At 62.7% G+C, this 26,903-nt stretch carries 29 protein-coding genes; 2 read left to right on the top strand and 27 right to left on the bottom strand.

Annotated features, from left to right (window positions below):
• Nucleotides 1-19: 19 nt before the first annotated feature.
• The 13 genes from BLQ55_RS18835 to BLQ55_RS18775 all read right to left on the bottom strand — a co-directional run bounded on the left by BLQ55_RS18835 (nucleotide 20) and on the right by BLQ55_RS18775 (nucleotide 10,182).
• Nucleotides 20-814, bottom strand: a complete 795-nt coding sequence (locus BLQ55_RS18835) for a TatD family hydrolase (protein WP_092201926.1) — start codon at nucleotides 812-814, stop codon at nucleotides 20-22.
• Between the two features lie 11 nt (nucleotides 815-825).
• The gene (locus tag BLQ55_RS18830; RefSeq protein WP_092255828.1) at nucleotides 826-1,182 is read right to left on the bottom strand and encodes a PilZ domain-containing protein; all 357 of its coding nucleotides are present in this window, start codon (nucleotides 1,180-1,182) and stop codon (nucleotides 826-828) included.
• A 49-nt stretch (nucleotides 1,183-1,231) separates the two neighbouring features.
• Entirely contained in the window at nucleotides 1,232-2,218 is a 987-nt protein-coding gene (locus BLQ55_RS18825) for a DNA polymerase III subunit delta' (RefSeq protein WP_092255825.1), read from the bottom strand.
• On the bottom strand, nucleotides 2,211-2,843 hold the full coding sequence (gene tmk / locus BLQ55_RS18820) for a dTMP kinase (RefSeq protein ID WP_092201922.1): 633 nt from the start codon (nucleotides 2,841-2,843) through the stop codon (nucleotides 2,211-2,213). The genes BLQ55_RS18825 and tmk overlap by 8 nt, the downstream gene beginning before the upstream one ends.
• 20 nt (nucleotides 2,844-2,863) lie before the next feature.
• Nucleotides 2,864-4,024: an endolytic transglycosylase MltG gene (gene mltG, locus BLQ55_RS18815; protein WP_092255820.1), complete on the bottom strand. Its 1,161-nt coding sequence runs from the start codon at nucleotides 4,022-4,024 to the stop codon at nucleotides 2,864-2,866.
• A gap of 3 nt (nucleotides 4,025-4,027) precedes the next feature.
• Nucleotides 4,028-4,843, bottom strand: a complete 816-nt coding sequence (pabC, locus tag BLQ55_RS18810; RefSeq protein WP_092201918.1) for an aminodeoxychorismate lyase — start codon at nucleotides 4,841-4,843, stop codon at nucleotides 4,028-4,030.
• Nucleotides 4,843-6,087, bottom strand: a complete 1,245-nt coding sequence (gene fabF / locus BLQ55_RS18805) for a beta-ketoacyl-ACP synthase II (RefSeq protein ID WP_092255817.1) — start codon at nucleotides 6,085-6,087, stop codon at nucleotides 4,843-4,845. Before fabF ends, pabC begins: the two co-directional genes overlap by 1 nt.
• Before the next feature lie 108 nt (nucleotides 6,088-6,195).
• Nucleotides 6,196-6,432, bottom strand: coding sequence for an acyl carrier protein (gene acpP, locus BLQ55_RS18800; RefSeq protein WP_003175607.1), 237 nt, complete (start codon nucleotides 6,430-6,432; stop codon nucleotides 6,196-6,198).
• Between the two features lie 191 nt (nucleotides 6,433-6,623).
• The gene (gene fabG / locus BLQ55_RS18795) at nucleotides 6,624-7,367 is read right to left on the bottom strand and encodes a 3-oxoacyl-ACP reductase FabG (RefSeq protein WP_092255814.1); all 744 of its coding nucleotides are present in this window, start codon (nucleotides 7,365-7,367) and stop codon (nucleotides 6,624-6,626) included.
• 15 nt (nucleotides 7,368-7,382) lie between these two features.
• On the bottom strand, nucleotides 7,383-8,321 hold the full coding sequence (gene fabD / locus BLQ55_RS18790) for an ACP S-malonyltransferase (protein ID WP_072406322.1): 939 nt from the start codon (nucleotides 8,319-8,321) through the stop codon (nucleotides 7,383-7,385).
• A 122-nt stretch (nucleotides 8,322-8,443) separates the two neighbouring features.
• Entirely contained in the window at nucleotides 8,444-9,454 is a 1,011-nt protein-coding gene (gene plsX, locus BLQ55_RS18785; RefSeq protein ID WP_092255812.1) for a phosphate acyltransferase PlsX, read from the bottom strand.
• A gap of 4 nt (nucleotides 9,455-9,458) precedes the next feature.
• Nucleotides 9,459-9,641, bottom strand: coding sequence for a 50S ribosomal protein L32 (gene rpmF / locus BLQ55_RS18780; RefSeq protein ID WP_003179396.1), 183 nt, complete (start codon nucleotides 9,639-9,641; stop codon nucleotides 9,459-9,461).
• Between the two features lie 13 nt (nucleotides 9,642-9,654).
• The gene (locus BLQ55_RS18775; protein ID WP_003204262.1) at nucleotides 9,655-10,182 is read right to left on the bottom strand and encodes a YceD family protein; all 528 of its coding nucleotides are present in this window, start codon (nucleotides 10,180-10,182) and stop codon (nucleotides 9,655-9,657) included.
• Nucleotides 10,183-10,287: 105 nt separating this feature from the next.
• Between BLQ55_RS18775 and BLQ55_RS18770 the strand changes: the two genes are divergently transcribed.
• On the top strand, nucleotides 10,288-10,866 hold the full coding sequence (locus BLQ55_RS18770; RefSeq protein WP_092255809.1) for a Maf family protein: 579 nt from the start codon (nucleotides 10,288-10,290) through the stop codon (nucleotides 10,864-10,866).
• A gap of 127 nt (nucleotides 10,867-10,993) precedes the next feature.
• Here BLQ55_RS18770 and BLQ55_RS18765 read toward each other — a convergent pair whose 3' ends face one another.
• From BLQ55_RS18765 to rluC, 3 genes are read right to left on the bottom strand one after another with little or no spacing between them, the layout of a single operon-like run.
• On the bottom strand, nucleotides 10,994-11,983 hold the full coding sequence (locus BLQ55_RS18765) for a S49 family peptidase (RefSeq protein WP_092201908.1): 990 nt from the start codon (nucleotides 11,981-11,983) through the stop codon (nucleotides 10,994-10,996).
• 20 nt (nucleotides 11,984-12,003) lie between these two features.
• Complete coding sequence (locus BLQ55_RS18760; RefSeq protein ID WP_092201906.1) at nucleotides 12,004-12,666, bottom strand: HAD-IA family hydrolase; 663 nt, start codon at nucleotides 12,664-12,666, stop codon at nucleotides 12,004-12,006.
• Nucleotides 12,656-13,612, bottom strand: coding sequence for a 23S rRNA pseudouridine(955/2504/2580) synthase RluC (gene rluC, locus BLQ55_RS18755; protein ID WP_060743156.1), 957 nt, complete (start codon nucleotides 13,610-13,612; stop codon nucleotides 12,656-12,658). The genes BLQ55_RS18760 and rluC overlap by 11 nt, the downstream gene beginning before the upstream one ends.
• Nucleotides 13,613-14,311: 699 nt before the next feature.
• Here rluC and rne point away from each other — a divergent pair.
• Nucleotides 14,312-17,497: a ribonuclease E gene (gene rne, locus BLQ55_RS18750; protein WP_092255806.1), complete on the top strand. Its 3,186-nt coding sequence runs from the start codon at nucleotides 14,312-14,314 to the stop codon at nucleotides 17,495-17,497.
• A 225-nt stretch (nucleotides 17,498-17,722) separates the two neighbouring features.
• Here rne and BLQ55_RS18745 read toward each other — a convergent pair whose 3' ends face one another.
• The 11 genes from BLQ55_RS18745 to BLQ55_RS18695 form a co-directional block, all read right to left on the bottom strand.
• Nucleotides 17,723-18,313, bottom strand: a complete 591-nt coding sequence (locus tag BLQ55_RS18745) for a nucleotidyltransferase family protein (protein WP_092255803.1) — start codon at nucleotides 18,311-18,313, stop codon at nucleotides 17,723-17,725.
• Nucleotides 18,314-18,333: 20 nt separating this feature from the next.
• Nucleotides 18,334-19,305: an XdhC family protein gene (locus tag BLQ55_RS18740; protein WP_092255801.1), complete on the bottom strand. Its 972-nt coding sequence runs from the start codon at nucleotides 19,303-19,305 to the stop codon at nucleotides 18,334-18,336.
• Entirely contained in the window at nucleotides 19,305-21,620 is a 2,316-nt protein-coding gene (locus BLQ55_RS18735) for a xanthine dehydrogenase family protein molybdopterin-binding subunit (protein ID WP_092255798.1), read from the bottom strand. Before BLQ55_RS18735 ends, BLQ55_RS18740 begins: the two co-directional genes overlap by 1 nt.
• Complete coding sequence (locus BLQ55_RS18730; protein ID WP_060741221.1) at nucleotides 21,617-22,087, bottom strand: (2Fe-2S)-binding protein; 471 nt, start codon at nucleotides 22,085-22,087, stop codon at nucleotides 21,617-21,619. Before BLQ55_RS18730 ends, BLQ55_RS18735 begins: the two co-directional genes overlap by 4 nt.
• A gap of 266 nt (nucleotides 22,088-22,353) precedes the next feature.
• Nucleotides 22,354-23,373, bottom strand: coding sequence for a UDP-N-acetylmuramate dehydrogenase (murB, locus tag BLQ55_RS18725; protein WP_092201896.1), 1,020 nt, complete (start codon nucleotides 23,371-23,373; stop codon nucleotides 22,354-22,356).
• Nucleotides 23,370-23,834 (bottom strand): low molecular weight protein-tyrosine-phosphatase, encoded by a 465-nt coding sequence (locus BLQ55_RS18720; RefSeq protein WP_060741219.1) that lies wholly within the window; start codon nucleotides 23,832-23,834, stop codon nucleotides 23,370-23,372. Before BLQ55_RS18720 ends, murB begins: the two co-directional genes overlap by 4 nt.
• Nucleotides 23,834-24,598, bottom strand: coding sequence for a 3-deoxy-manno-octulosonate cytidylyltransferase (gene kdsB, locus BLQ55_RS18715; RefSeq protein WP_092201894.1), 765 nt, complete (start codon nucleotides 24,596-24,598; stop codon nucleotides 23,834-23,836). Before kdsB ends, BLQ55_RS18720 begins: the two co-directional genes overlap by 1 nt.
• On the bottom strand, nucleotides 24,595-24,780 hold the full coding sequence (locus BLQ55_RS18710; protein WP_003179363.1) for a Trm112 family protein: 186 nt from the start codon (nucleotides 24,778-24,780) through the stop codon (nucleotides 24,595-24,597). The genes kdsB and BLQ55_RS18710 overlap by 4 nt, the downstream gene beginning before the upstream one ends.
• A 23-nt stretch (nucleotides 24,781-24,803) precedes the next feature.
• Entirely contained in the window at nucleotides 24,804-25,814 is a 1,011-nt protein-coding gene (gene lpxK, locus BLQ55_RS18705) for a tetraacyldisaccharide 4'-kinase (protein ID WP_092255795.1), read from the bottom strand.
• The gene (locus BLQ55_RS18700; protein ID WP_053123850.1) at nucleotides 25,814-26,242 is read right to left on the bottom strand and encodes an ExbD/TolR family protein; all 429 of its coding nucleotides are present in this window, start codon (nucleotides 26,240-26,242) and stop codon (nucleotides 25,814-25,816) included. The genes lpxK and BLQ55_RS18700 overlap by 1 nt, the downstream gene beginning before the upstream one ends.
• A complete protein-coding gene (locus tag BLQ55_RS18695; RefSeq protein ID WP_162491247.1) occupies nucleotides 26,239-26,874 on the bottom strand; it encodes a MotA/TolQ/ExbB proton channel family protein in 636 nt (211 codons plus the stop codon). The genes BLQ55_RS18700 and BLQ55_RS18695 overlap by 4 nt, the downstream gene beginning before the upstream one ends.
• Nucleotides 26,875-26,903 lie beyond the last annotated feature (29 nt).

Raw genomic sequence — 26,903 nt, 5'->3', positions numbered from 1 at the left:
GGTTTTTTTTGCATGGGATTCAGGCATCCACCGAACGGACGTGAGCCAGCGGAAACAATTGCTTAAAGTTTTCCGTCGTCTGCTCGGCAAACCGCTCGTAGGACTCACCGCGCAACATCGCCAGAAATTCTGCCACTTCCCGTACGTATTGCGGAAGGTTCGGCTTGCCGCGATACGGAATCGGCGCCAGGTAAGGCGAGTCGGTTTCCACCAACAGCCGATCGGCCGGCACTTTGCTCGCAACGTCGCGCAAGGCATCGGCATTGCGGAACGTGACAATCCCGGACAAGGAAATGTAATAGCCCATGTCCAGGGCCGCCTTGGCCATGTCCCAGTCTTCAGTGAAGCAATGCAGCACACCGGCCTGGGGCAGCGCGGCGTCACGCAGCAGGGCCAGGGTGTCGGCCCGGGCGCCACGGGTGTGGATGATCACCGGCTTACCGGTCTGCCGGGCGGCCTCCAGGTGCAGCCGGAATGAGGCTTGCTGCACATCGGCGGCTTCCGGCTCGTAGTGATAGTCCAGGCCGGTTTCGCCAATGGCGACCACCCGTGGATGATCGAGCTCACGCAACAGCCAATCGAGCGCCGGCGCGGCGTCGGGCTGGACATCCAGTGGGTGGACACCGACTGAACAGTCGACATCGGCATACCGCTCGGCCAAGGCCTTGACGTCGGCGGCGTTATCGGCGCTGACGCCGATGCACAGGAAGTGCCCCACACCCCGCTCACGGGCTGCATCCAGTGCAGCATCCAGGGAACCGCCGTGGGCAGCGAGGTCGAGACGATCAAGGTGACAATGGGAATCTACAAGCATAAAAGGCCAGGCTACATCGTATGGGTGGGACGGTCGGACTTCAGAGAGCCGGCCAAGTGGGTTTCGATCTGGTTGCGGGCCGAATTGTCGCCGTCGTTGAACTGCACGCCCACGCCGGCGGTCCGATTGCCCTGGGCGCCCTTGGGGGTCAGCCAGATCACCTTGCCGGCGACCGGGATTTTCTCCGCCTCGTCCATCAGGCTCAAGAGCATGAACACTTCATCGCCCAAGCGATAATTCTTGTTGGTCGGAATGAACAGGCCGCCATTCTTGATGAAGGGCATGTAGGCGGCGTAAAGCACCGACTTGTCCTTGATGGTCAGGGACAGGATGCCGTTGCGTGGGCCGGGACTGACAGGTTCGTTCATGCTGATCTCCGCTGCGGTTGAGCTGAGTCTAGTAGCTGGGCCGTGTCTGTCAGTTTCGACCAGGCAAACTCGCCCACTGCACCAGCAGCGCCTCAAGCAACAGCACCCGATTGAGGTTCGCCTTGCTCAGCACCTTCTGCCGTTGGGCAAGAATCCAGTCCTGGATGTTCAAGATTTTATCCTGGCTGCTTTTTTGCGCCAGGTACTGGATCACCTTGCGCATGTCCGCCAACCCCAGGCCCGCCTCGTCTTCGGTCAACTGGTAACGCAGGATCAGGCTCGACCAGTCGCAGAACCAGTCAAACAGCAAGAGTAGCGGGATGGCAGTCCAACCCTCGGCCAGCTGCGTGGGGGATTGCTGCTGCTTGAGCAGTTTCTTCACCCCGTCCACCACCAGGGCCCGCTGTTCACGCACGCCTTGGGCCTGAAGGCTGACAGCCGCCAGGGGCGAACCGGCCGCGAGGGTCAGCAGCTCGATACGTTCTTCATCGGTGTTGTCGGGCAAGGCCTGGGCCAGCCATTGCAAGCTCATCGCTTCGCTCGGCAACGGACAGGCCTGTTGCACGCAGCGACTCTTGATAGTTGGCAACAAGCGACTCGGCTGGTGACTGACCAACAGCAGCACGGTATCGCCGGAGGGTTCTTCGAGGCTCTTGAGCAAGGCGTTGGCAGCGTTGATGTTCATCGACTCGACCGGCTCGATCAACACCACTTTGCGCCCGCCCATCTGCGAGGTCTGAACCACGAAGCTGACCAGGTCACGGACCTGGTCGACCTTGATCGCCTTGTCCGCCTCTTCCGGTTCCAGCACGTAATTGTCGGGATGGCTGCCGGCCTTGAGCAGCAGGCAGGACTTGCATTCACCGCAGGCGTTCGAAGCACCCGGCCGCAGGCACAGCAGGCTGGCCATCAGGCGTTCGGCCAGTGCCCGCTTACCGATGCCGACCGGGCCGTGCAGCAGATAGGCGTGGGCATGCTGGGCACGACCGGCCAGTTGCTGCCAGAGACCGTCTTGCCAGGGATAGGCTTCAGCCACGGACACGCTCCAGCAAACGTGGCAGCAAGCCGTCCAGGGACTGCTGAACCTGGGTCAGCGGCTGCGCGGCATCGATCAGCAGGTAACGCGCCGGATCGGCCTTCGCGCGCCCCAGGAAGGCGTTGCGCACGGCATTGAAGAAGTCCTGGCCCTCAAGCTCGAAACGATCCAGCCGGCCACGGGCGCTGGCGCGGGCCAGGCCAATTTCCACTGGCAAGTCGAACACCAGGGTAAGGTCCGGTCGCAGGTCACCCTGGACGAAGGTTTCCAACGCGGCGATGCGCTCCACGGACAAGCCCCGGCCGCCGCCCTGGTAGGCGTAGGTCGAATCGGTAAAACGATCGCAGAGCACCACGGCGCCACGGGCCAGCGCCGGGCGAATCACCTCGGCCAGATGCTGCGCCCGGGCAGCGAACACCAGCAGCAGCTCAGTGTCAGGGTTCATGACCTCTTCAAGGGGGGCCAGCAGAACCTCGCGAATGCGCTCGGCCAGCGGCGTGCCGCCCGGCTCACGGGTCAATACCACCTCGATGCCGGCGGCCCGCAGGCGTGCGGCCAGGTATTCGCGGTTGGTGCTCTTGCCGGCGCCTTCCGGGCCTTCCAGCGTTATAAACAAGCCAGTCACGGGGCGATCCTTAATCAAAGTCATTGCGGGCTCGGTGGCTCGCTGGCGTCCGGTTCGGGGGCCGGTACCTGAGGCGGCACCTGGGGCACCGCTTCGGGGGCCGTGTCGGGCGATGCCGCCGGGATCGGCGCCTGCTCGTCCGGCGTTGCCGGGGCCGGGCTGGAGCGGTAGTCGGCACGGCGCTTGAGCTGGAACTCGCGCACCGCGTTGTTGTGCGACTCCAGGTCATCGGAAAACACGTGGCTGCCATCGCCCCGTGCGACAAAGTAAAGGCTGTTGCCCGGCGCCGGGTTCAACGCGGCGTGAATCGCTTCACGTCCCACCATCGCGATCGGCGTCGGCGGCAAGCCCGGGATCAGGTAGGTGTTATAGGGGTTTTCTTCTTTCAAATGGGCGCGGGTGAGTTTACCCGTGTAACGCTCGCCCAGGCCGTAGATCACCGTGGGATCGGTCTGCAGCAGCATGCCCAGGCGCATGCGCCGTACAAAGACGCCGGCAATCTGCCCGCGTTCCTGGGGCACGCCGGTTTCCTTCTCCACCAGGGACGCCATGATCAACGCCTGGTACGGCAAGGTGTAAGGCACATCGGCGGAACGCTGTGCCCACTCTTTGGCAAGCACGTCTTCCAGGCGGTCGTAGGCTTTCTTCAGCAGGTCGACGTCCGAGGTACCCCGCACGAAGCGATAGGTGTCCGGGAAGAACCGACCCTCGGGAAATACGCCCGAATGACCGAGACGGTCCATGACCTGGCTGTCGCTCAGGTCGGTGAGGGTCTGCTGGAGCTTTTCATCCTTGGCCAGTGCGGCACGCACCTGGCGGAAATTCCAGCCCTCCACCAGCGTCACGCTGTATTGCACCACTTCGCCGCGCTTCCAGACGGCGATCAGGCCTTCCATGGTCATGCCCGGCACCATACGGTATTCGCCGGAGTGCAAGGGCTGGTCGGCAAGATTGAAGCGCCAATAGATCCGCAGCCAGAAAGCGTCCTTGATCAAGCCATCGGCTTCGAGGCGCTTGAGGGTTCCGGTCGGGGTGGTCCCGTTGGGTACGTCCAGCAATTCTTCCTGGGTGATGTTCAGCGGCTGTTGCAGCGCCGAATGAATCTTCCAGGCCGAAGCACCCAACAACAGCCCTGCCAGGACCAGTCCGGTCTCCAGCAGCAGCAAGAATTTACGTCTCACGAATCAAACATCCAATAGCGCACGGGCAAGGGTCTGCAGTTTACGGGTGAGCGGGCCAACCGACCAGCGCGCCGAACCGCATCCGCGCACCGGCCACACGCCATAAACGCTATTACAGACGAAGACTTCATCGGCCTGGTGCAGTTGTTCGAGGCTGATGTCGGTGATTTGCGTGGCGATGCCTTGGGACTTGGCTTGAAACAATAATTCGGCGCGCATCACGCCGGCCACGCCGCAACGGCTCAGGTCCGCCGTGAACAAGACGCCATCGCGCACCAGGAACAGGTTACTGAACACACCTTCGATCACTCGTCCAGACGCGTCCAGCATCAAGCCTTCAGCGTACTGCGTATCGCGCCATTCGGCACGAGCCAGCACTTGTTCCAGGCGATTGAGGTGCTTGAGCCCGGCGAGCAAGGGCTGCTCGGACAAACGCACGGTGCAGGGAAACAGAAGAATGCCTTGGTCGCCATGGACGGCGGGATAGGCGGCCGGCGGACTGCCTTGCAGGATGCGCCTGGCCGGCGTCGAAGGATCGGCGGCATAACCGCGCAGGCTGTCGCCACGGGTCACGATCAACTTCAGCACGCCGTCGCCCAGGTCGCGGGCATAGGCATCCAGCTCTGCGTTCAACGCGCTCGTGTCGACGTTGAACGCCAACCGCTGGCAACCTGCTTCCAGGCGCTGCAGGTGACGTTCCAGCAACAGCAGGCTGCCACCGCGTACGGCGATGGTCTCGAACAACCCATCCCCGTAAGCCAGGCCGCGATCTTTCAGCGACAGGACGTCGGCTGGCTGACCGTCGACCCAGCTTTCCATCAACCGGCGAACCGGCGGAACACCAGCGAACCGTTGGTCCCGCCAAAGCCGAATGAGTTGGACAGCACCACATCGATGTCCATGCCGCGGGCAGTGTGCGGCACGAAGTCCAGGTCGCAGCCGTCGTCCGGCTCATCGAGGTTGATGGTCGGCGGCGCCGTCTGGCTGTTGATCGCCAGTACGCTGAAGATCGCTTCCACCGCCCCAGCCGCACCCAGCAGGTGACCGGTCATGGACTTGGTCGAGCTGACCGCCAGCTTGTAGGCGTGCTCGCCGAACACGGTCTTGATCGCCTGGGCTTCGGCCAGGTCGCCGGCCGGCGTGGAAGTACCGTGGGCGTTGATGTACTGCACCTGCTCACCGTTGATTTTCGCGTCACGCAAGGCATTGGCGATGCAACGGGCGGCACCGGCGCCATCGGCCGGTGGCGAGGTCATGTGGTACGCGTCGCCACTGGTGCCGAAGCCGATCAGCTCGGCGTAGATGGTCGCGCCGCGCGCCTTGGCGTGTTCCAGCTCCTCGAGCACCAGCGCACCGGCACCGTCGGACAATACGAAGCCATCGCGGCCCTTGTCCCATGGCCGGCTCGCGCGGGCGGGCTCGTCGTTGCGGGTCGACAGCGCACGGGACGCGCCGAAACCGCCCATGCCAAGACCGCAAGCGGCCATTTCAGCGCCACCGGCGATCATCACGTCCGCTTCGTCGTACATGATGTTGCGCGCGGCCATGCCGATACAGTGGGTACCGGTGGTGCACGCCGTGGCGATGGCGTAGTTGGGCCCCTGGGCACCCAGGTGGATGGACAGGAAACCGGAAATCATGTTGATGATCGAGCCCGGCACGAAGAACGGAGAAATCCGTCGCGGCCCCGAATCGTGCAGCGTACGGCTGGTTTCTTCGATATTGGTCAAACCGCCAATACCCGAACCCATGGCCACGCCGATGCGTTCACGGTTGGCGTCGGTGACTTCCAGGCCAGCGTTACGCACTGCCTGGAAACCGGCTGCCAGGCCGTATTGAATGAACAGGTCGAGCTTGCGGGCTTCCTTGACCGACAGGTATTCCTCGACATTGAAGCCCTTTACCGAGCCGCCAAAACGGGTGGAATAGGCAGAAAGGTCGGTGTGTTCGATCAGACCAATGCCACTGCGGCCAGCCAGAATGCCCTGCCAACTGCTCGGCACATCCGTACCCAGTGGCGACAACATACCCATACCGGTGACTACGACGCGTCTACGCGACACAGCACTCTCCTTTTTCTAATGACGACTTTGCATCAGGCCTAAAGAAAAAACCGCACGCCGTGACGGCAGTGCGGTTTTTCCATGACAGCTAGCGACGACTAAAAACGATTACGCCTGGTGGCTGGTAACGTAGTCGATAGCAGCTTGTACAGTAGTGATCTTCTCAGCTTCTTCGTCAGGAATCTCGGTCTCGAATTCCTCTTCCAGAGCCATCACCAGCTCAACGGTGTCAAGGGAGTCGGCACCCAGGTCTTCAACGAAGGAAGCGGTGTTCACAACTTCTTCTTCTTTAACGCCCAGTTGCTCGGCAACGATTTTCTTGACGCGCTCTTCGATGGTGCTCATACCTTGTTTTCACTCCTAATGGACAAATTCAGGCAGCTGGCCGGTGGGTAAGTGTATAGAAGAACTTTTCGGTTTTTCAACCGAAAGCTTCACTCCTCAAACCCCGCGGCCCGCCGTCTATAAATTGATTGCAGCTTTATAACGGATTTTAGACAGCTCGTATGACATTTTTTTGAAGCAATCCGTCACATTTAACTCATGTACATCCCGCCGTTCACCGGGATTGTAGCCCCGGTCACGTATGCCGCACCGTCCGACGCAAGAAAAGCGACCACGGACGCGATTTCTTGAGCTTGCCCCAGACGACCCAGCGGAATCTGTGTCAACAAGGCTTCGCGCTGTGCTTCCGGCAGTTCACGGGTCATGTCGGTGTCGATGAAACCCGGAGCTACCGAGTTTACCGTAATCGAGCGCGAACCCACTTCACGCGCCAGCGCACGGCTGAAACCTTCCAGACCGGCCTTCGCCGCAGCATAGTTTACTTGGCCTGCGTTGCCCATGGCACCCACAACCGAGCCAATACTGATAATTCGACCCCAGCGAGCCTTGGTCATGCCACGCAGAACGCCCTTGGACAGCCGGAAAAGGCTGTTCAGGTTGGTGTCGACGACGTCGAACCATTCGTCATCTTTCATGCGCATCATCAGGTTATCGCGGGTGATACCGGCATTATTGACCAGGATCGCCGGCGCGCCGAACTGCTCCTGAATACTTGCCAGCACCGCCGCAACGGACTCGTCGCTGGTGACGTTCAGCTCCAGGCCGGTGCCCTGGATGTCGTTTTCCTTCAGGGTCGCGGCGATACGCTCGGCGCCCGAAGCGGAAGTCGCGGTGCCGATGACGATGGCGCCTTGACGACCCAGCTCCAGGGCGATGGCCTGGCCGATGCCACGGCTTGCACCGGTCACCAGTGCAACTTTACCTTGCAGACTCATGCAAGTTTCTCCTGTTCAGGCCTGCGCTGCACGGGCGGCAGCGAAGGCATCTGGGGTATTGAGGTTGGAAGTCGACACGCCTTCGGCGCAGCGTTTGTTCAGGCCGGCCAGCACTTTGCCAGGACCGCATTCGACCAGTTCGGTCGCGCCCTTGGCTGCCAGGGTCTGCACCGATTCGACCCAGCGAACCGGCTTGTAGAGTTGTTCCAGCAGATCACGCTTCAAGGTCTCGAGATCAGGCGCCACGTCGGCGCTGACATTCTGCACCACGGGAATCTGCGGGGCCTGCCAATCGATGGCAGCGATGGACTCGGCAAAGCGCTCGGCGGCCGGACGCATCAGTTCGCAGTGCGACGGCACGCTGACCGGCAGAGGCATGGCGCGCTTGGCACCACGGGCCTTGCAACCCTCGATGGCACGCTCGACAGCCGCCTTGGCACCGGCGATGACTACCTGGCCCGGGGAGTTGAAGTTCACCGCGCTGACCACTTCGCCTTGCGCCGCCTCGGCGCAGGCCGCCAGTACATCGGCGTCTTCCAGGCCGAGAATCGCGGCCATGCCGCCCTGCCCGGCCGGAACGGCCTCTTGCATCAACTGGCCACGACGCTCCACCAGCTTCACCGCGGCGCCCAGGCTCAGGCTGCCAGCGGCCACGAGGGCGCTGTATTCGCCCAGGCTGTGACCGGCGACGAATGCCGGACGCGCGCCACCTTCAGCCAGCCACAGGCGCCACAAGGCGATCGAGGCGGTGAGGATGGCCGGTTGGGTTTTATCGGTTTGATTGAGCCGCTCTTCCGGCCCTTGCTGGGTCAGTGCCCACAAGTCATAGCCGAGCGCATCGGAAGCTTCTTTGAATGTTTCGAGGACCAGCGGGTATTGCGCGCCCAGCTCGGCCAGCATGCCGAGGGACTGCGAGCCCTGCCCTGGAAAGACGAATGCGAGGGAAGCAGACATGAAAACAAAGCCCCTAATGATCTGTCGTCAAAAATTGACGCCCCTGGGGGCGCTAGCAAACTGAAAGTTGGATGGCGGGTTGAACCGACCGGTCACATTTAAGCATTGTCGGACGAAAACGCCTAAGTTAACAAATCCTCGAGGCGACCGTGCAAGCGCTCCGGCAGGTTCTCCTGGATCTCGATCACCGCTCGGTTGATCGCACTTTGGAAACCCTGCACGCCCGCCGACCCGTGACTCTTGATCACGATACCTTGCAGTCCGAGGAAACTCGCACCGTTGTGCCGTGCCGGCGCCAGGTCCGCCTGCAAGCGACGCATCAACGGCAGCGCCAGAGCACCGACCACCCGCGAAGCGAGACTCTGCCTGAACAAGGTCTCGATGCGCTGACCGATCATGGTCGCCAGCCCCTCGCTGGACTTGAGCAGGATATTGCCCACGAAACCGTCACAGACCACCACATCGGCCTCGCCACGGTACAAACCATCGCCTTCGACGAAACCGATGTAGTTGATGCCCCGCGCAGCCTGCAACAACGTGGCCGCCAGCTTGACCTGCTGGTTGCCCTTGATGTCTTCGGTGCCGATGTTCAGCAACGCCACGCGAGGACGCACGATGCCCAGGGTTTCAGCCGCGACCGAGCCCATCACCGCAAACTGCAGCAGATGCTCGGCACTGCAATCGACGTTCGCCCCCAAATCGAGCAACTGACAGAACCCACGCTGGGTCGGGATCGCCGCCACCATCGCGGGCCGGTCGATACCTGGCAAGGTCTTGAGCACATAGCGTGACAGCGCCATCAGCGCACCGGTATTGCCCGCGCTGACACAAGCCTGGACCTTGCCGTCACGCAGCAGCTCAAGGGCCACGCGCATCGAGGCGTTAGGCTTGCCGCGCAGGGCCTGGGCCGGCTTTTCGTCCATGGTGATGACTTCGGACGCCGGGACAATCGTCAGGCGCGCGCGATCCACAGCCGATTGGCCACTGAGCATGTCTTCCAGGAGGGGGGATTGACCGACGAGGGTCAGGTGCAGCGAGGGTGTGGCATTCAGACAAGCAAGGCTGGCCTGAACAATGCTGCGGGGACCGAAGTCCCCGCCCATTGCGTCAATCGCGATGACTTGAGCGGACAAGTGATTACTCGTCGGCGCCCTTGTCGATCACTTTACGGCCACGGTATACGCCTTCTGGCGATACGTGGTGACGCAGGTGAACTTCACCGGTGGTCTTTTCTACGGACAGGGTGCTAGCCTCGAGAGCGTCGTGCGAACGGCGCATGTCACGGGCAGAGCGGGATTTTTTGTTCTGCTGAACAGCCATAATTGATTAACTCCTAAACGTTTGGGTCACGCTTTAACTGCGCCAATACACTGAACGGGTTGGACCGCGTTACCTCGTCCTCGCTCGGTTCGGGCTCATCTGCTCCCGCCGGCTGCTGGCATTCTTCCGGATGATGAGCAGGCACAATGGGCAAGGCGAGCAGAAGCTCCTCCTCGATCAGTGACTGCAGATCCAATGGATCTTCGCCCAGTTCCAGCACGTCATAACCTTTCGGTAACGACTGGGTATTCGCACCCTCCTTCACCACGGCGTAACTGCATTCGCTGTGGATCGGCAGGGTGACCAGCTCAAGACAACGCTGGCAAACCATTTTGACTTCAGTGTCGATAAAGCTGTGGATAACCACAGATTTACGTTCATCTCGTTCAAAAACGAATTTGGCCTGGACCGTACCGACATCGTCGGAAAGCGGGTCGCAGAGTCTCTTCAAATCGGCCAGCAGCAGTTCACCTTGAAGGGTGGTGCCACGGTCAGCCAATTTGCGCGGGTCAACGTGAGGTGGAATCGGGTCATTCAACATAGGCGCAGCATTATAGGGATGCCCCCGGCCATGTCAAAGGAAATTCAGCCCTGTCCGTCACTTGCGTGCCTCGCTAGAATTCGCCCCCGACTCCTGGAGATGCCCATGCTGCCTTTATTACTTGCCTCAAGCTCGGTCTATCGCCGGGAATTGCTTGCCCGCCTGGGACTGCCGTTCGTCTGCCGCTCACCCGATATCGACGAAAGCCATCGGCCCGGCGAACCCGCCCTCGAACTGGTCAAGCGCCTGGCCCGGGAAAAAGCCCTGGCATTGGCTCAAAGCCATCCAGGACACCTGATCATCGGCTCAGACCAGGTCGCCGTGCTCGGCGAGCGCATCCTGGGCAAGCCTCACACCTTCGAGAACGCCCGCGAACAACTGCTGGCCGCCAGCGGCACCAAGGTCACGTTCCTGACCGGCCTGGCGCTGCTCAACAGCCAGACGGGCGCCTGCCAGGTCGATTGCGTTGCGTTTGCGGTCAATATGCGCACCCTGGATCCAGGGCGCGTCGAACGCTACCTGCGCGCCGAGCAACCCTACGATTGCGCCGGCAGCTTCAAGGCCGAAGGGCTGGGCGTAAGCCTGTTCCAGAGCACCGAAGGGCCGGACGCCACCAGCCTGGTCGGGCTGCCGCTGATTCGCCTCGTGGACATGTTGCTGGCCGAGGGCGTGCAAATCCCCTGAAACGCCGGCATTGAGGGTAACCACTGCCAAATACAAAACTTGTAAATACAAAACTTGTGGCGAGGGGATTTATCCCCTGGCCACAAGAGAGGCTGTCAACCTCCCCTGCATTGAAACCCCAAGGCAATCAGCGCAACGCCGGCCCCTGGAACCCCATCCACATCGCCAGACGCTCGGCGATGCTGGCGCCCAGTTTTTTCGAGAAACGGTCGAGCGGCGACTCTTCGATGGTGAAATCCACCAGTTCCTTCTCGCCAATCACGTCCCGAGCCACCGAACTGGCACTACCCAAGCCATCGATCAGGCCCAGCGGCAACGCCTGCTCGCCCGACCAGACCAGCCCGGAGAAGAGCTCCGGGTGTTCCTTGTCTTTCAAGCGCTCGCCCCGCCCTTTCTTGACGCTGGCGATGAACTGCCTGTGGGTCGTGTCGAGCACGCCCTGCCAGAACGCCGTCTCCTCGGGCTTTTGCGGCTGGAACGGATCGAGGAAGGACTTATGCTCGCCCGCGGTATAGACCCGGCGCTCCACCCCAAGCTTGTCCAGCGTCTCGACGAAGCCATAACCCGCCGCCGTCACGCCAATGGAGCCCACCAGGCTGGCCTTGTCGGCATAGATCTGGTCCGCCGCGCTGGCGATGTAATAGGCGCCGGAGGCACCGAGGTCGGAAATCACCGCGTAGACCTTGATATCCGGATGCGCCGCACGCAAGCGGACGATTTCGTCATAAACGTAGCCGGCCTGCACCGGGCTGCCACCCGGACTGTTGATGCGCAGTACCACACCCTTGACCTTCGAATCTTCGAATGCCGCCCGCAGACTGCCGATGATATTGTCCGCACTGGCCGCTTCCTTGTCGGCAATCACGCCCTCGATGTCGATGACCGCCGTATAGGCCGAACCACCTCCCGGACTCTTCTTGCCATCAACCGCCTGGAAGATCATCGCCAAGCCGAAAAACAGATAGATGAAGACCAGGCACTTGAAGAAGATCCCCCAGCGGCGCGCACGACGCTGCTCCTCCACCCCGGCCAACAGGGTCTTTTCCAGCAGCTTCCAGCTTTTTTCGTCACCGTTGTCAGCGCTCGCCTTGGCCGGTGCCTTCCATTCATCGGTCATACATGCATCCTCAACAGACTTTAATCGGCGCGCTGGCTCAGCCAGGCGTGCAATTCAGGAAAATGGTCAATCGCCAGTCGCGGCTCGAACGCCTTGAGTGCCTCGATGGACTGCGCACCGTAGCTGACAGCCACCGAACCCATGCCGGCATTGCGCGCCATCTGCAAGTCGAACGAAGAATCCCCCACCATCAACGCCTGTGCAGGCTGCATCCCACAATGAGCCAGTATCTGCTCGAGCATCAGCGGATGCGGCTTGCTGGCCGTCTCGTCGGCGGCACGGGTGATATCGAAATAATCGTCCCAACCATGGGCCTTCAATACCCGATCCAGCCCGCGACGAGCCTTGCCGGTCGCGACCGCCAAGCGGTAACCCTCGCCCTTCAAGGTTTCAAGGGTATGAACCACGCCCTCGAACAAAGGCGAAGGCTCGGCCTCCAGCGCAATGTAGTGATCGGCATAGTGCTGGCGAAAAACCACCAGCTCATCATCGTCGATCTCCGGGTACAAACTGCGAATCGCTTCCGGCAATCCCAAGCCGATGATGCCCTTCACCGCGAAATCGTCGCACCGGGCAAAACCCGAGCGATCCGATGCGACATGCATCGACTCCACGATCCGACCGATGGAATTGGCAAGAGTGCCGTCCCAATCGAATATCAGCAATTTGTACTCAGGATGCACTCAACCGCTCCACCGTCTTGGCCCACATGTCGTCCACCGGGGCCTGCAATTTCAGCTCGCCGCCATCGGGCAGCGGCACCGTGAGCATATAAGCGTGGAGAAACAGGCGCTTGCCGCCCAGGTCGCGGATTTCCTTGGTGAAATCGTCATCGCCGTATTTGCTGTCACCGGCGATGCAATGGCCGGCGTGCAGGGTATGGACGCGGATCTGGTGCGTGCGCCCGGTCACCGGCTTGGCCTCGACCAAGGTGGCGAAGTCGTCGAAACGGCGCAATACCTTGAACACCGTCAGCGCCTCCTTGCCCTCCTCGTTGACTTCGACCATGCGCTCGCCGGAACGCAAGTTGCTCTTGAGCAGCGGCGCACGCACTTGCTTGATGGAGGTTTCCCAGCGGCCACGCACCAGCGCCATGTAGCGCTTGTCGACGCCGTCACCGCGCAATTGCTCATGCAGGTGACGCAACATGCTGCGTTTCTTGGCGATCATCAGCAGGCCGGAGGTGTCACGGTCGAGGCGATGGACCAGCTCCAGTTCCTTGGCGTCCGGACGCAGCTGACGAAAGGCTTCGATCACACCGAAGTTCAGGCCGCTGCCGCCGTGAACCGCAATGCCCGCGGGCTTGTTGATCACGATCAGGGCCTTGTCTTCGTAGACGATCGAGGCTTCGAGGCGTTGCAACAACCCCTGGGCCAAGGGCACCGGCTCATCGCGCTCGGGCACGCGAACCGGCGGCACGCGCACGATGTCACCGGCCTGGAGCTTGTATTCGGGCTTGATCCGACCTTTGTTCACCCGCACTTCGCCTTTGCGCAAAATGCGGTAGATCAAGGTCTTGGGCACGCCTTTGAGCCGGGCCAGCAGGAAATTGTCGATTCGTTGGCCGGCATATTCCGGCGAGACCTCGAGCAGTTGAACGCCTGGGGTCGAAGGGGCAGTAGTTGTCATGGCGGCGATCATAACAATTTTTTATGGAATTGAAGCACTTAATCATTGCTGCTATAGTCGCGAACGCCGCCAAAAGTGGCTGGACAGTGGACCAGCGGTTAAAAACCGGCCCTGACCAACGCAATTCACGAGGACGAGAGGCCGTCCTACGGGGCTTTCGCTACGTAACGGTAGAGTTTTCAGGTGTAACGAGCGCAGGTGACATGAGGCCTGAAATACGCCGCAAAGCAGAGTTTTGACTCGCCTTGCGCGCCACATTCACGGCCAGTTCACAAAGTGCAGTCAGCTGCGAACGACCCCGAGCGAGCGCTTCGGAAACAACGCCTAAATTAGCCATGATGCGTGACCTCCCCTTCCGGAGCTCACGGTAAATGCCAACCCGCTGCGGATTCTGCGCGCGGCAGCACCCGAATTATCAGGGATACGTGTAGGGTGGAGACGTACAACCGTCGGACTGTGTAGCACTAGGCTTATATTTAGACGCTTCATCTCGTCCACAGGCGCCGGTTGATTCCTCCTCCTGACTGAGTGCTTGAGTACCAGCAAGCAGGACGCGTCCGTCGCGACTTCGCCATCATTGGGTCGAACTCGCTGGACACTGGAATGGCCTCGCCATCTCCAGGACGCACCTGACACCGACCGTGAGAAGTCGTGTGTGCCGAACGCCGTTTCCGGCAGCCCGGAAACCGACGGTACTACATGAAAAGAATGCTGATTAACGCAACTCAACCCGAAGAGTTGCGTGTTGCACTGGTAGACGGCCAGCGCCTCTACGACCTGGATATCGAATCCGGTGCACGCGAGCAGAAGAAGGCCAACATCTATAAAGGCCGGATTACTCGCATCGAACCAAGCCTTGAGGCTGCCTTTGTCGATTTCGGCTCCGAGCGCCACGGCTTCCTGCCCCTCAAAGAAATCTCCCGCGAATACTTCAAGAAGGCCCCTGAAGGCCGCGTCAACATCAAGGACGTCCTGAGCGAAGGCCAGGAAGTCATTGTCCAGGTGGAAAAAGAAGAACGTGGCAACAAGGGCGCCGCCCTGACCACCTTCATCAGCCTGGCCGGCCGTTACCTGGTCCTGATGCCGAACAACCCGCGTGCCGGCGGCATCTCCCGCCGCATCGAAGGCGAAGAGCGCAACGAACTGCGCGAGGCCCTCAACGGCCTGGTCGCGCCAGCCGACATGGGCCTGATCGTGCGCACTGCCGGCCTGGGCCGCAGCAGCGAAGAAATGCAGTGGGACCTCGACTACCTGCTGCAACTGTGGACCGCCATCAAAGAAGCCTCGCTGGATCGTTCCGCGCCGTTCCTGATCTACCAGGAAAGCAACGTGATCATCCGCGCCATCCGCGATTACCTGCGCCAGGATATCGGCGAAGTGCTGATCGACAGCGTCGAAGCCCAGGACGAAGCCCTGACCTTCATTCGCCAGGTGATGCCGCAGTACGCCAGCAAGATCAAGCTCTACGAAGACAGCGTTCCGCTGTTCAACCGTTTCCAGATCGAAAGCCAGATCGAGACCGCCTTCCAGCGCGTCGTCGAACTGCCGTCCGGCGGCTCCATCGTCATCGACCCGACCGAAGCCCTGGTGTCCATCGACATCAACTCGGCCCGCGCCACCAAAGGCAGCGACATCGAAGAAACCGCCCTGCAGACCAACCTTGAAGCCGCCGAGGAAATCGCCCGTCAGTTGCGCCTGCGCGACATCGGCGGCCTGATCGTCATCGACTTCATCGACATGACCCCGGCCAAGAACCAGCGCGCCGTGGAAGAAAAGGTCCGTGAATGCCTGGAAGCCGACCGCGCCCGCGTACAGGTCGGTCGCATCTCGCGCTTCGGCCTGCTGGAAATGTCCCGTCAGCGCCTGCGTCCGTCCCTGGGCGAAAGCAGCGGCATCGTTTGCCCGCGTTGCAACGGCACCGGCATCATCCGTGACGTGGAGTCGCTGTCCCTGGCGATCCTGCGCCTGATCGAAGAAGAAGCCCTGAAAGACCGCACCGCCGAAGTTCGCGCCCAGGTGCCGATCCCGGTGGCCGCGTTCCTGCTCAACGAAAAACGCAACTCGATCACCAAGATCGAACTGCGCACCCGCGCCCGCATCGTCATCCTGCCGAACGATCACCTCGAGACGCCGCACTTCGAAGTGCAGCGCCTGCGTGATGACAGCCCGGAAGCCCACACCAACCAGTCCAGCTACGAAATCGCTGCCGCTGCTGCCGAAGTGGAAGAAGTCCAGCCGGCCGCCGCCACTCGCACCCTGGTTCGCCAGGAAGCCGCGGTCAAGACTGCTCCAGCCCGCGCCAACGCTCCGGTTCCGACCGAAGTGGCCGCTCCGGTTGCCGCCCCGGCCGCAGCCCCCGAGCCAAGCCTGTTCAAAGGCCTGGTGAAGTCGCTGGTCAGCCTGTTCGCCACCAAGGAAGAACCCGCTACCCCGGCCGTCGTCGCCAAGCCTGCCGCTACCGAGCGTCCTGCCCGCAACGAAGAACGCCGCAACGGTCGCCAGCAGACCCGCAACCGCAACGGTCGTCGCGATGAAGAGCGCAAGCCTCGCGAAGAACGTGCACCGCGTGAAGAACGTGCGCCACGTGAGCCGCGTGAAGAACGCCAGCCGCGCGAAGCCCGTGAGGAAGCGCCAGCCGTAGCCCGCGAAGAACGCGCGCCGCGTCCGCCCCGTGAAGAACGTCAGCCACGCGCACCGCGTGAAGACCGCAAGCCACGTGGCGAGCGCGAAGAACGTGTTCGTGAGCTGCGCGAGCCACTGGATGCCGCCCCGGCTGTGGCTACCGCCACCGCTGAAGAGCGTCCAGCCCGCCAGCCTCGTGAAGAACGCGCACCGCGCCCTCCACGTGAAGAACGCCAGCCACGCGCCGAGCAGGCAGCCGCCGCTGCCAGCGAAGAAGAAGTGCTGAATGCCGAGGAGCAGTTGCAGGAAGATGGCCAGGACACCGCCGAAGGCGATCGTCCACGCCGCCGCTCCCGTGGCCAGCGTCGTCGCAGCAACCGTCGTGAACGTCAGCGCGACGCCAACGGCAACGTGATCGAAGGTTCGGAAGAGTCCGAATCCACCGAGAACGCCGAAGCGCCAAGCGCCGCGGACCTGGCTGCCGGCCTGGCCGTGACTGCGGCCGTTGCCAGCAGCGCGATCAGTGCCCCGGCCGAAGCCCAGGCTCACGAACAAGCCGAACGTGCCACCGCTGCGGTGGAAAGCGCGCCGGTTGAAGCGCCAGTGGTCGAAGCCACCACCCCGGTAGAAGCCACCGCCTCGCCAGAAGTGGAACTCGCACCGGCTCATGAAGCCCAGCCTGAAGCCGAAGTCGCCGTCGAGCCTGCACCGGTCGTCGAGGCTCCAGTCGTTGCTGCCGAACCGGTCGTCGAAGCACCGGCCGAGGAAAAGGCACCAGAGCCTGTCCGCGAAGAGCAGACTGCGTTCAACTGGAGCGCCGAGCCAGCCGCACCGGCACCTGCTGTCGAGCCTGAGCCGGCACCAGAGCCTGTGAAAGCGGTCGAGCCAGAAGTGGTCGAGCCTGCTCCAGTGGTCGAGGCGCCGGTGGTTGCCGAAGCCCCTGCCCCGGTGGAGCCTGCACCTGCCAGCGCCCTGACCGCGAATGGCCGTGCACCGAACGATCCACGTGAAGTGCGTCGTCGCAAGCGTGAAGCCGAGCGTCTGCAGAAGGAAGCCGAACAAGCTGCCGCCGCCGCCCAAGCGCCTGCTGCCGAGGCTGCGCCAGTCGTGGAAGAAGTCGCCGAGGCAGCCCCTGCCCCGGTCGCCGAAACCCCGGTTGAATCGGCTCCGACGTTCGACGAACCTCAGCACACCGCTGAAGAAATCGCACCGCGTCACCCTGAAGCCCTGGAAAAAGAGCACGAGCCTAAACCTCACGCCTGATTCCAACGCCCAGTAAAAAGCCCCGCCTGGTGACCCCAGATGGGGCTTTTTTATGCCTTCAGAGTTATCCACAGGGAGACTGGGACCAGGCACAAGACTTATGCCCACTGAAGATCCAATGTGGGAGCGAGCTTGCTCGCGATGGCGCCGGGTCAGCTTGCATCAATGCTGAAGTCAGACCGCTTTCGCGAGCAAGCTCGCTCCCACAGGGTTCTGCGTCGCCTGTTATTTGAAGACCAGCGCCTCTGGCACATCCACATCCCAGGTCACGCCAGGGTCATCCACCGGCACTTCGACCACTTGCGCCCCGGCAAACAATACCTTGGCGCCGCGATCGCCGGTCAATGCCATCAGTTTCGGCCCAAACCCACGACCAAACCCCACCGGATGCCCGTACTCACCGGCCAGGACCGGCACGCTGATGCCGTCCGTGCGAATCGCCGCCACCACCTGCTCGATGCTCGACGGCAGGATGAAGGGCATGTCACCCAGCACCATCAGCCAGCCATCAAGCTCAGGGCAGGCCTGGACACCGGCGGCAATGCTGTCGCCCAAGCCAGGGGAGTCCAGCTCCACGACATCGCAGCCATAGGCCTGGGCCATGCGAATGGCTTGCGGTCGATCCTTGCTCGTTACCAGCACGCGCTTTTCCAGGGAGGCTGGCAGATTCACCAGCACCTGCTCGATTACCGAGCGCACGGCACCGTCACGCCCGGTGCAATCGGCGAGCAATTTATCCTTGCCGGGGTCTGCAATCCGGCGAAAACGGCTGCCCGTTCCGGCCGCCAGGATGATCACGCCAATCGACTCGCTCATACGCCCTCCTTACCCACGGCTTACAGCGGTTTTTTCTGCCGCAGTTCCACGCCATTCTTGATGGCCACGATTTCGGCCAGCAGCGACAAGGCGATTTCCGCCGGGGTATGGCTGCCGATGTGCAAGCCGATCGGTCCATGCAAGCGGTCAATCGCCTCCGCAGACAAGCCTAGCTGAGCCAGGTTGTCCCGGCGTTTCTGGCTGTTGACCCGCGACCCCAGGGCGCCGACATAAAAAGCCTTGGAGTCCAGGGCCGTGAGCAGCGCCATGTCGTCCAGGCGTGGATCATGGGTCAGCGCCACAATGGCCGTGCGCTCGTCGGTCTGGATGCTCAACACGGCTTCGTCGGGCATCCCCGAGACGAAGCGCCCATGCTGCTCTTCCCAACCATAGACGAACTCCTTGCGCGGATCGCAGATCAGCACTTCGAAGTCCAGCAGCCGGGCCATTTCCGCCACGTAGCGCGACAATTGCCCGGCACCGATCAGCAGCAACCGCCAACGCGGGCCGTAAATGGCCCGCAACACCTGCCCATCGAACACCAGGGCGTCGGTCTTGCTGGCCGAGGTCAGGACCACGTTGCCACTGGTCACCGTCAGCTCACGGGCGACGATTTCATGGGCCTCGCAGCGCTCCAGCAGCTCTGCGACCCACTGCGGATCGCCCACCCGCTCCTCGGTCAGGCGCAGGGTGCCGCCGCACGGCAGGCCGAAGCGCGCCGCTTCTTCGCGGGTGACGCCATAGGTGATCAGTTGCACCGGCGGACCGTCCGCCGGAATACGGCCGTCGTGCAGCCGGGCGATCAGGTCATCCTCGACACAACCGCCCGACACAGAACCGATCACCACGCCATCTTCGCGCAGGGCCAGCATCGCCCCCGGCGGCCTTGGCGCAGTGCCCCAGGTCTGGACCACGGTGAACAACACCACCCGCTGCCCGGCGCGGCGCCACTCGAGCACGCTGCGCAGGACATTCAGATCGACGCTGTCCATCAGGCCTTGGCCTGTTGCCAGCCTTGCAGCTGATAGCGCACAGGCAGGTTACGGATACGTTGGCCGGTGGCGGCGAAAATCGCGTTGCACAGGGCCGGCGCAATCGGCGGCACGCCCGGCTCGCCAACCCCACCCAACGGCACCTCACCCGGCGGCGCGACCAGGTGCACGGCCACTTCCTTGGGCGCCAGGGACATGCGCGCCACTTCGTACATATGGAAATTGTCCTGCTGCACCTTGCCATCCTTGAAACTGATTTCGCCCACCATGGCATTGCCCAGGCCCATGACGCAGGCGCCTTCGAATTGGGAGCGGATGCGCTCGGGGTTGATCTGCGGGCCGCAGTCCACGGCGATGTCCGCCTTGTGCACGATCACCGTGCCATCGTCCTTGACCTCCACCTCGAGCACCGCCGCCACGTAGGTGACGAAGCTGTAGTGCACCGCCAGCCCCAGGCCACGGCCCTTGGGCAGCTTCCGGCCCCAACCGGCGGCCTTCGCGGCGGTTTCCAGCACCGTGCGGATCCGCGCCGTATCAATCGGGTAACGCTCGGGGGATTCGCCGTAGTTCCATTCTTCGCTCAAGGTACGCGGATCGATCTTACGGTCCGGCCCGAGCAATTTGACCTGGTACTTCAGCGGATCCTGGCCGGCTTTGTGGGCCAGTTCATCAATGAAGCTCTGGATTGCGAAGCCGTGAGGAATATTCGACACCGAGCGATACCAGCCCACCCGGGCATGGGCCACCGCTTCGGGGTTTTCCAGGCGCAGGTTGGGAATGGCGTAGGCCATGTTGGTCACGCCCATGCCTATTTCGAACGGCGCCTCGTGGGTCATGCCCGGTGCGAACAGTGCGGTGATGCTCGGGGCTACGGTGCGGTGCAGCCAACCGGACGGCATACCGTCCTGGTTCAGGCCGGCCTTGAGGTATTCGGCCGATACGGTGTGGAAATACGAATGGTGAATGTCGTCCTCGCGGGTCCATTGCACCCGTACCGCCTGGCCGGGAAACTCCTTGGCGAGGACCGCCGCCTCGACGACAAAGTCGGGTTTCGACTTGCGTCCGAAACCGCCGCCCAGCAACGTGATGTTCACCGTGACCTTCTCGAAAGGAATACCCAGGCGTTCGGCGACACGTTCACGGGTCACCTGCGGCGCCTGGCTCGGCGCCCAAGCCTCGCATTGGCCGTCCTTGAACCGGGCGACGGCAACCATCGGTTCCATGGGGGACTGGGACAGGTGCGGCAAGTAATACGACGCCTCCAACGTCGAATCAGCCTTGGCCAGCGCATCGTCGAGGTCACCGCTGCTGCGCACGACTTTTCCAGGCTTGAGGGCGGCCGCTTCCAGTTCCTTGCGATAGGCAATGGAGTCATAACCGGCATTCGGGCCGTCGTCCCACTGGATTTTCAGCGCCTCGCGGCCCTTGATCGCCGCCCAGGTGTTCTTCGCCACCACCGCTACGCCGCCCAACGGCTGGAATTCCGAGGGTAGCGGACGTCCCTCTATCTGGACCACCTTGACCACGCCCGGTACCTTCAACGCCGCGCTGCTGTCCACGCTCTTGACCTTGCCGCCATAGACCGGCGGACGCGCGATGACCGCATAGAGCATGCCGTCGAAATGCACATCGGCACCAAACACCGCACGACCGTTGACGATGTCCGCGCCATCGATGGCCCGGCTCGCTTCCTTGCCGATGTAGCGGAACTCCGATGGCTGCTTGAGACGCAAGCTGTCACGGGCCGGCACGGGCAAGGCACTGGCGGCGGCAGCCAATTCGCCATAGCCCAGTTCACGTCCCGAAGGCTGGTGCAGCACTTTGTGCAGTTGGGCATGGCATTCACCCACCGGGACCTTCCACTGGGCGGCAGCGGCCAGTTCCAGCATGGTCCGGGCGGCAGCCCCGCAACGGCGCATCGGCTCGTACCAGTGACGCATGCTGCGCGAACCGTCGGTGTCCTGGTTGCCGAAACGCGCCTCATCGGCCGGCGCCTGCTTGACCTTGACGAGCGCCCAGTCAGCGTCCAGTTCGTCGGCGACCACCATGCTCAGGCTGGTGCGCACGCCCTGGCCCATTTCCGAACGGTTGCAGATCACGGTCACGCTGCCATCGGTGGCAATACTGACGTACACCTTAGGGTCGTCGACCGCGCCATGGGGCATGCCCTCGGCGCCGAATTTCTTTTCCTCGGCAAAGGCATCCGGCAGGCCCCAGGTGGCCGCCAGCACCAGCACGCCGGTGGCGCTCGCACCCTTGAGGAAACCACGGCGGCTGAGGTTGCTCAGCACGAAATCATCGGGCAAGCGGCTCATGCCTTGGCCTCCTTCAGGTGAGTGGAAGCCTGGCGGATCGCGGTCTTGATCCGGTTATACGTGCCGCAACGGCAGATGTTGCCGACCATGGCTTCTTCGATCTGCTCATCGCTCGGGTTGGGGTTGGTCTTGAGCAACGCGGTGGCGGACATGATCTGCCCGCCCTGGCAGTAACCGCACTGGGCCACCGCCGTGTCGAGCCAGGCCTTCTGGACGATTTGCCCGACCGGGTCGGCATGAAGCCCGTCGATGGTGCTGACGTCCTGCCCTTTCACCGAGCCGATTGGCGTGATGCAACTGCGCGCCGGGGCGCCGTCGATGTGGATGGTGCAGGCGCCACACAGGCCCAGGCCACAGCCGAACTTGGTGCCGTTGTAACCGGCCACATCCCGGATAGCCCACAGCAGCGGCATGTCCTCGGTCACATCCAGTTGATGGTCTTTTCCATTGAGTTTCAGGGTAATCATGGGCACGCCCGCACAATAATTCGAGTGATGGGGTCGAGCAATCTGCCGCTTGGGTAACGGGTCGGTTGTTGCAGACTGGCTCAGGCTGATCGGGCTCTCTTATGCAGGCGCACACAGGCGTCTGCATCGGGCCTTTAGGATGCGATGGTCGCATCGTTAGCGAACTAAATTAACCCAGGATCAAGCAAAACGCCCTGCACAATCCTGCACAAATGTTCATGTGCAAGAGTGTGCAGGGCGTTTTTTCAGGTGCTGGGTGAGGCGGCTCAGTACCGATTGGGCTCCATTTCCAGCTCGACCTGGAAACGTTCGGCAATGTCTTTCTGGATCCGCAGGGCCAGGTCCAACAGTTGCGGGCCGGTGGCATTGCCGTAGTTGACCAGCACCAACGCCTGCAACTTATGCACCCCGGCATCCCCCTCGCGAAAGCCCTTCCAGCCGGCCCGTTCGATCAGCCAGCCGGCGGCGATCTTCATCTGCCCTGCTGGCTGTGGATAAGCCACAAGATCAGGGTATTGCTGCCTGAGATACGCCACGTGGGTGGCCGGCACCAGCGGGTTCTTGAAGAAGCTGCCGGCATTGCCCAGCATGGCCGGGTCGGGGAGTTTTTCGCTGCGGATGCTGCAAATGGCCCGACTCACATCCGTGGGCGTCGGCAGAGCGATGCCCTGTTCGCTCAATCGCTGGCGGACCGGGCCGTACTCCAGGTGCAAGTGTGCACCGCGGCTGAGGGCAAAGCGCACCCGCAGGATCAACCAGCGGCCCGCTTGCTGCTTGAACAGGCTGTCGCGATAAGCAAACCGACAGTCTTCAAGGGTGAAGTCCCTCAGCTCGCCGGTCTGGCGATCCAGCGCAGTGAGGCCGGCGAAGACATCCTTGATCTCCACACCGTAGGCGCCGATGTTCTGCATCGGTGCCGCGCCTACGGTACCGGGAATCAGGCTGAGGTTTTCCAGGCCCGACCAACCTTGCGCCAACGTATGTTGGACGAAAGGATGCCAGGGTTCCCCGGCTTCGGCCTCGATCACCACCCGTTCGCCATCCTCGCTGAGCAGGCGGATCCCCCGGCTGGCCATGCGCAGCACCAAGGCGTCGATGTCGCCGGTCAGCAGCAGGTTGCTGCCGCCGCCGATCACCAGCAGCGGCACGGCATGCTCGCGGGCATAGGCCAGCGCCTGGCGAACCTCCTCATCGTCGCGGGCTTCGGCGAACAATCGGGCGCTGACGTCTACGCCAAAACTGTTGAAGGGCTTGAGGCTGACGCCCGCCCGTACCTGCAAGGTCATAACCGCCCCTTCAATTCGATCACCAGGCGATCGGTGGCCCGCTCGATCAAGTCCAACACCTGCTCGAAGCCCTGCTCGCCGTCGTAGTACGGGTCCGGCACGTCATCGAGCTCGGCTTCGTAGCGCCGCAGGAACAGATCCAACTCGGCCTTGCCATTGGCCGGTTGCAGGGCCTGGAGATTGCGCAGGTTGCTGCTGTCCATCGCCAGGATCAGGTCATAGGCGGCGAAATCGGCGCGCGTCACCTGTTGCGCGCGCTGGGCCGACAGGTCGTAGCCACGCTTCAAGGCCGCCGCCTGGCTACGCTTGTCCGGGGCCTTGCCGACGTGCCAGTCACCGGTGCCGGCGGAAGCGACTTCCACCTGCCCGGCCAGCCCGGCCTCTCGCAACTTGTGGCGCAAGATGCCTTCGGCGGTGGGCGAGCGGCAGATATTGCCGAGGCAGACGAACAGGACCCGCATCAAGCCTCCAGCAGGCGACGAACGCGCTCGAGGTCTTCGGCGGTGTCGACACCGGCCGGCGGGGCCACCAACGCATCGGCGACATGGATCCGCACGCCATGCCATAGCGCTCGCAGCTGCTCCAGGGCTTCAGTGTTTTCCAGCCAGCACGGGCCCCAGGCGACGAAGTCCTGGAGGAAGCCGGCGCGGTAGGCGTAGATGCCGATGTGACGACGGTACGGCACGCCTTGCGGCATCACGTCGCGACCTTGGGCGAAGGCATCCCGCGCCCAGGGCAACGTCGCACGGCTGAAGGTCAACGCCAGGCCATCGAGGTCGCTGACCACCTTGACCACGTTGGGGTTGAACAGGGTCTGCACATCCTCGATCGGCTCGGCCAGGGTGGCCATGCGCGCTTCGGTGTGGGCCGCGAGGTTGGCGGCGACCTGATCGATCACGCTCGGCGGGATCAACGGCTCGTCACCTTGTACATTGACCACGATCGCGTCGGCGGCAAGACCGAGCTTCGCCGCGACCTCCGCCAGGCGATCGGTACCGGAATTATGGTCTTCGCGCGTCAGCACGACCTCGGCGCCAAAGCCTTTGCAGGCCTCGACGATACGCGCATCGTCAGTCGCCACCACCACGCGCTGGGCGCTGCTTTTACTGGCTTGCTCCCAGACGTGCTGGATCATCGGCTTGCCGGCGATCGACAGCAACGGCTTGCCGGGCAGGCGCGTCGAGGCGAAGCGCGACGGAATGACAACGGTAAAGGCGGTGGTCATTTATCCAGACGCTCGTCGGTGGTCAGGGTGCGGGCTTCGCTTTCGAGCATCACCGGGATGCCGTCGCGAATCGGGTAGGCCAGGCCGGCACCCTTGCTGATCAGTTCGGTCTTGTCGGCGCTGAGCTTGAGCGGACCTTTGCAGACCGGGCAGGCCAGAATATCGAGCAGTTTGGTGTCCATGGAGTTCCCCTGGGTAAAAGGTGTTAAGGCAAGAGTCGGTCCGGCAACAGGCGCATCAGCTGCGTATCGAACCAGGCCGCGAAGGCCGGCGACGGCGCGGCGTCCACCGCCAGGTACCACCAGTCGGGCGCGGCGAAGGCACGGCATTTGACCGCGTCTTTTTCCGTCATGACCACCGGCAGGGATGGCGTGAAGTTCAAGGCCTGGGCGCTGTATTCGGCATGGTCGGCAAACCCGTGCGGTATTGGCCGCCAGTGTAGCGTTTCGAGGGTCGTGAAGAAACGCTGGGGGTTGCCGATACCGGCCACGGCGTGCAGGGCCTGGCCGGGTGGAAAATGGTCGAAGGGGCGGCGTTCGCCACTGGCCAGGTTCACCAGCTCGGTGGGGCGCAATTGGAAGGCGAAGCCGTCTTCGCGGTCGGTACTGGCGCCGTTGTACAGCACGGCGTCGACCGATTGCAGGCGCTCGACCGGTTCGCGCAACGGCCCGGCGGGCAGGCAACGCCGGTTGCCCAGGCCTCGGGCGCTGTCGATCAGCACCAGCTCAAGGTCCCGGGCCAGCCGATAATGCTGCATGCCGTCGTCGGACAGGATCAGGTCCAGCGGCTCGGCCTCCAGCAGCGCCTGGACCGCGCGGCCGCGGTCGGGGTCGATCATCAACGGCACACCCGTGCGCTGGACGATCAACAGCGGCTCGTCCCCCGTGATGTCGGCGCCCTGCCCGGCCGCGACCCGCCACGGCAGTTGCGGCGGCTTGGCGCCATAGCCCCGGCTGACCACCCCGACCCGCAAGCCGCTGCGCTGGCAATGCTGGATCAGCCACAGGATCAACGGCGTCTTGCCAGTGCCACCCACGGTGATATTGCCCACCACCACCAACGGCACGGGGGGCTGGTAGATCGGGCCTTCACCCGCCAGGAAACGCTCGCGCTTGCCCACCACCACCCGCCGGTACAACCACTCCAGCGGCCGTAGCAGGGCCAGGGCCGGATGGCCTTCGTACCACGCGGCAAGCAATCGATCGGACATGGCCATCAGGGTGCGGGAGCCGCCTCGACCGTGGTCATGCGCAGATGGCTGAAGCCGAGCTTGCCGGCCGCGTCCATGGCGGTGATCACCGATTGATGAGGGGTCTTGCCGTCGGCACTGATGGACAGCGGCAGGTTGGTGTCGCCGCCGGATTCTTTCTGCAGGGCCTCGATCAGGCTCGCCAGGTCGCTCTTGGGCAGCAACTGGTTATTCACCGAGAACGCCCCTTCGGCGCTGATGGTGACTTCCAGGTTCTTCAATTGCTGGTCTTCGGCCGGCGAGCCGCTGACGGCTTGCGGCAATTCAACCTTGAGCTGGGTTTCCCGGGTAAACGTGGTGGTCACGACGAAAAACAGCAGCAGGATGAACACCACGTCGATCAGCGACGCGAGGTTGATCTCGATGTTTTCCCGTGGCTTGCGGCGGAATTTCACTGCTTGCCCCCAGCCAGGTCCACGTCACGGTCACCCTGCACCACCTCGACCAGCTTGATGGCTTCCTGCTCCATGCCAACGACCAACTCGTCGACGCGGCGTTGCAGGAACCGATGGAAGAACACGGCCGGAATACCCACCATCAGGCCGGCGGCGGTGGTGATCAGGGCCTTGGAAATCCCCCCGGCCAGTACCGCGGCATTGGTGGTCATGCCGGAACCGGTGAACGCGCTGAAGATGTCGATCATGCCCAGCACCGTTCCCAGCAGCCCCAGCAACGGGGACATGGCGGCGATGGTGCCCAGGGCGTTGATATAGCGCTCCAGTTCATGGATGACCCGGGCGGCGGCTTCCTCGATGCACTCCTTCATGATCTCGCGACCATGCTTGGAGTTCGCCAGGCCCGCGGCGAGGATTTCCCCCAGCGGCGAACTGGCCCGCAGCTCCTTGAGCTTGTCCTTGTTCAGCTGCTTGTCCTTGATCCAGACCCAGACCTGCCCGAGCAGATGCTCCGGGGTCACGCGGCTGGCCCGCAGGGTCCACAGGCGTTCGGCAACGATACCCAGTGCCGCGATGGAACTCAGAATGATCGGCAACATCATCCAGCCGCCGGATTTGACCAATTCCCACACAGTGACTGCCCCCTCGAAAAAGTGCGCCA

This window comes from Pseudomonas sp. NFACC13-1 (assembly GCF_900104425.1).
GTDB classification, from domain to species: Bacteria; Pseudomonadota; Gammaproteobacteria; order Pseudomonadales; family Pseudomonadaceae; genus Aquipseudomonas; species Aquipseudomonas fluorescens_AA.
Note: the sequence above shows the minus strand (reverse complement) of the source record. Positions and strands in the feature narration are given on the sequence as shown.

Bases quoted from the DNA above. Each gene is read 5' to 3' on its own strand.
- BLQ55_RS18835 (WP_092201926.1), bottom strand. From the start codon at position 814: ATGCTTGTAGATTCCCATTGTCACCTTGATCGTCTCGACCTCGCTGCC.
- BLQ55_RS18830 (WP_092255828.1), bottom strand. From the start codon at position 1,182: ATGAACGAACCTGTCAGTCCCGGCCCACGCAACGGCATCCTGTCCCTG.
- BLQ55_RS18720 (WP_060741219.1), bottom strand. From the start codon at position 23,834: ATGCGGGTCCTGTTCGTCTGCCTCGGCAATATCTGCCGCTCGCCCACC.
- kdsB (WP_092201894.1), bottom strand. From the start codon at position 24,598: ATGACCACCGCCTTTACCGTTGTCATTCCGTCGCGCTTCGCCTCGACG.
- acpP (WP_003175607.1), bottom strand. From the start codon at position 6,432: ATGAGCACCATCGAAGAGCGCGTCAAGAAAATCGTTGCCGAGCAACTG.
- fabD (WP_072406322.1), bottom strand. From the start codon at position 8,321: ATGTCTGCTTCCCTCGCATTCGTCTTTCCAGGGCAGGGCTCGCAGTCC.
- BLQ55_RS18735 (WP_092255798.1), bottom strand. From the start codon at position 21,620: ATGAGCCGCTTGCCCGATGATTTCGTGCTGAGCAACCTCAGCCGCCGT.
- rpmF (WP_003179396.1), bottom strand. From the start codon at position 9,641: ATGGCTGTTCAGCAGAACAAAAAATCCCGCTCTGCCCGTGACATGCGC.
- BLQ55_RS18765 (WP_092201908.1), bottom strand. From the start codon at position 11,983: ATGACCGATGAATGGAAGGCACCGGCCAAGGCGAGCGCTGACAACGGT.
- pabC (WP_092201918.1), bottom strand. From the start codon at position 4,843: ATGGAAAGCTGGGTCGACGGTCAGCCAGCCGACGTCCTGTCGCTGAAA.
- murB (WP_092201896.1), bottom strand. From the start codon at position 23,373: ATGACCTTGCAGGTACGGGCGGGCGTCAGCCTCAAGCCCTTCAACAGT.
- BLQ55_RS18730 (WP_060741221.1), bottom strand. From the start codon at position 22,087: ATGATTACCCTGAAACTCAATGGAAAAGACCATCAACTGGATGTGACC.
- rne (WP_092255806.1), top strand. From the start codon at position 14,312: ATGAAAAGAATGCTGATTAACGCAACTCAACCCGAAGAGTTGCGTGTT.
- fabG (WP_092255814.1), bottom strand. From the start codon at position 7,367: ATGAGTCTGCAAGGTAAAGTTGCACTGGTGACCGGTGCAAGCCGTGGC.
- lpxK (WP_092255795.1), bottom strand. From the start codon at position 25,814: ATGGCCATGTCCGATCGATTGCTTGCCGCGTGGTACGAAGGCCATCCG.
- BLQ55_RS18710 (WP_003179363.1), bottom strand. From the start codon at position 24,780: ATGGACACCAAACTGCTCGATATTCTGGCCTGCCCGGTCTGCAAAGGT.
- BLQ55_RS18775 (WP_003204262.1), bottom strand. From the start codon at position 10,182: ATGTTGAATGACCCGATTCCACCTCACGTTGACCCGCGCAAATTGGCT.
- BLQ55_RS18745 (WP_092255803.1), bottom strand. From the start codon at position 18,313: ATGAGCGAGTCGATTGGCGTGATCATCCTGGCGGCCGGAACGGGCAGC.
- BLQ55_RS18740 (WP_092255801.1), bottom strand. From the start codon at position 19,305: ATGGACAGCGTCGATCTGAATGTCCTGCGCAGCGTGCTCGAGTGGCGC.
- BLQ55_RS18770 (WP_092255809.1), top strand. From the start codon at position 10,288: ATGCTGCCTTTATTACTTGCCTCAAGCTCGGTCTATCGCCGGGAATTG.
- rluC (WP_060743156.1), bottom strand. From the start codon at position 13,612: ATGACAACTACTGCCCCTTCGACCCCAGGCGTTCAACTGCTCGAGGTC.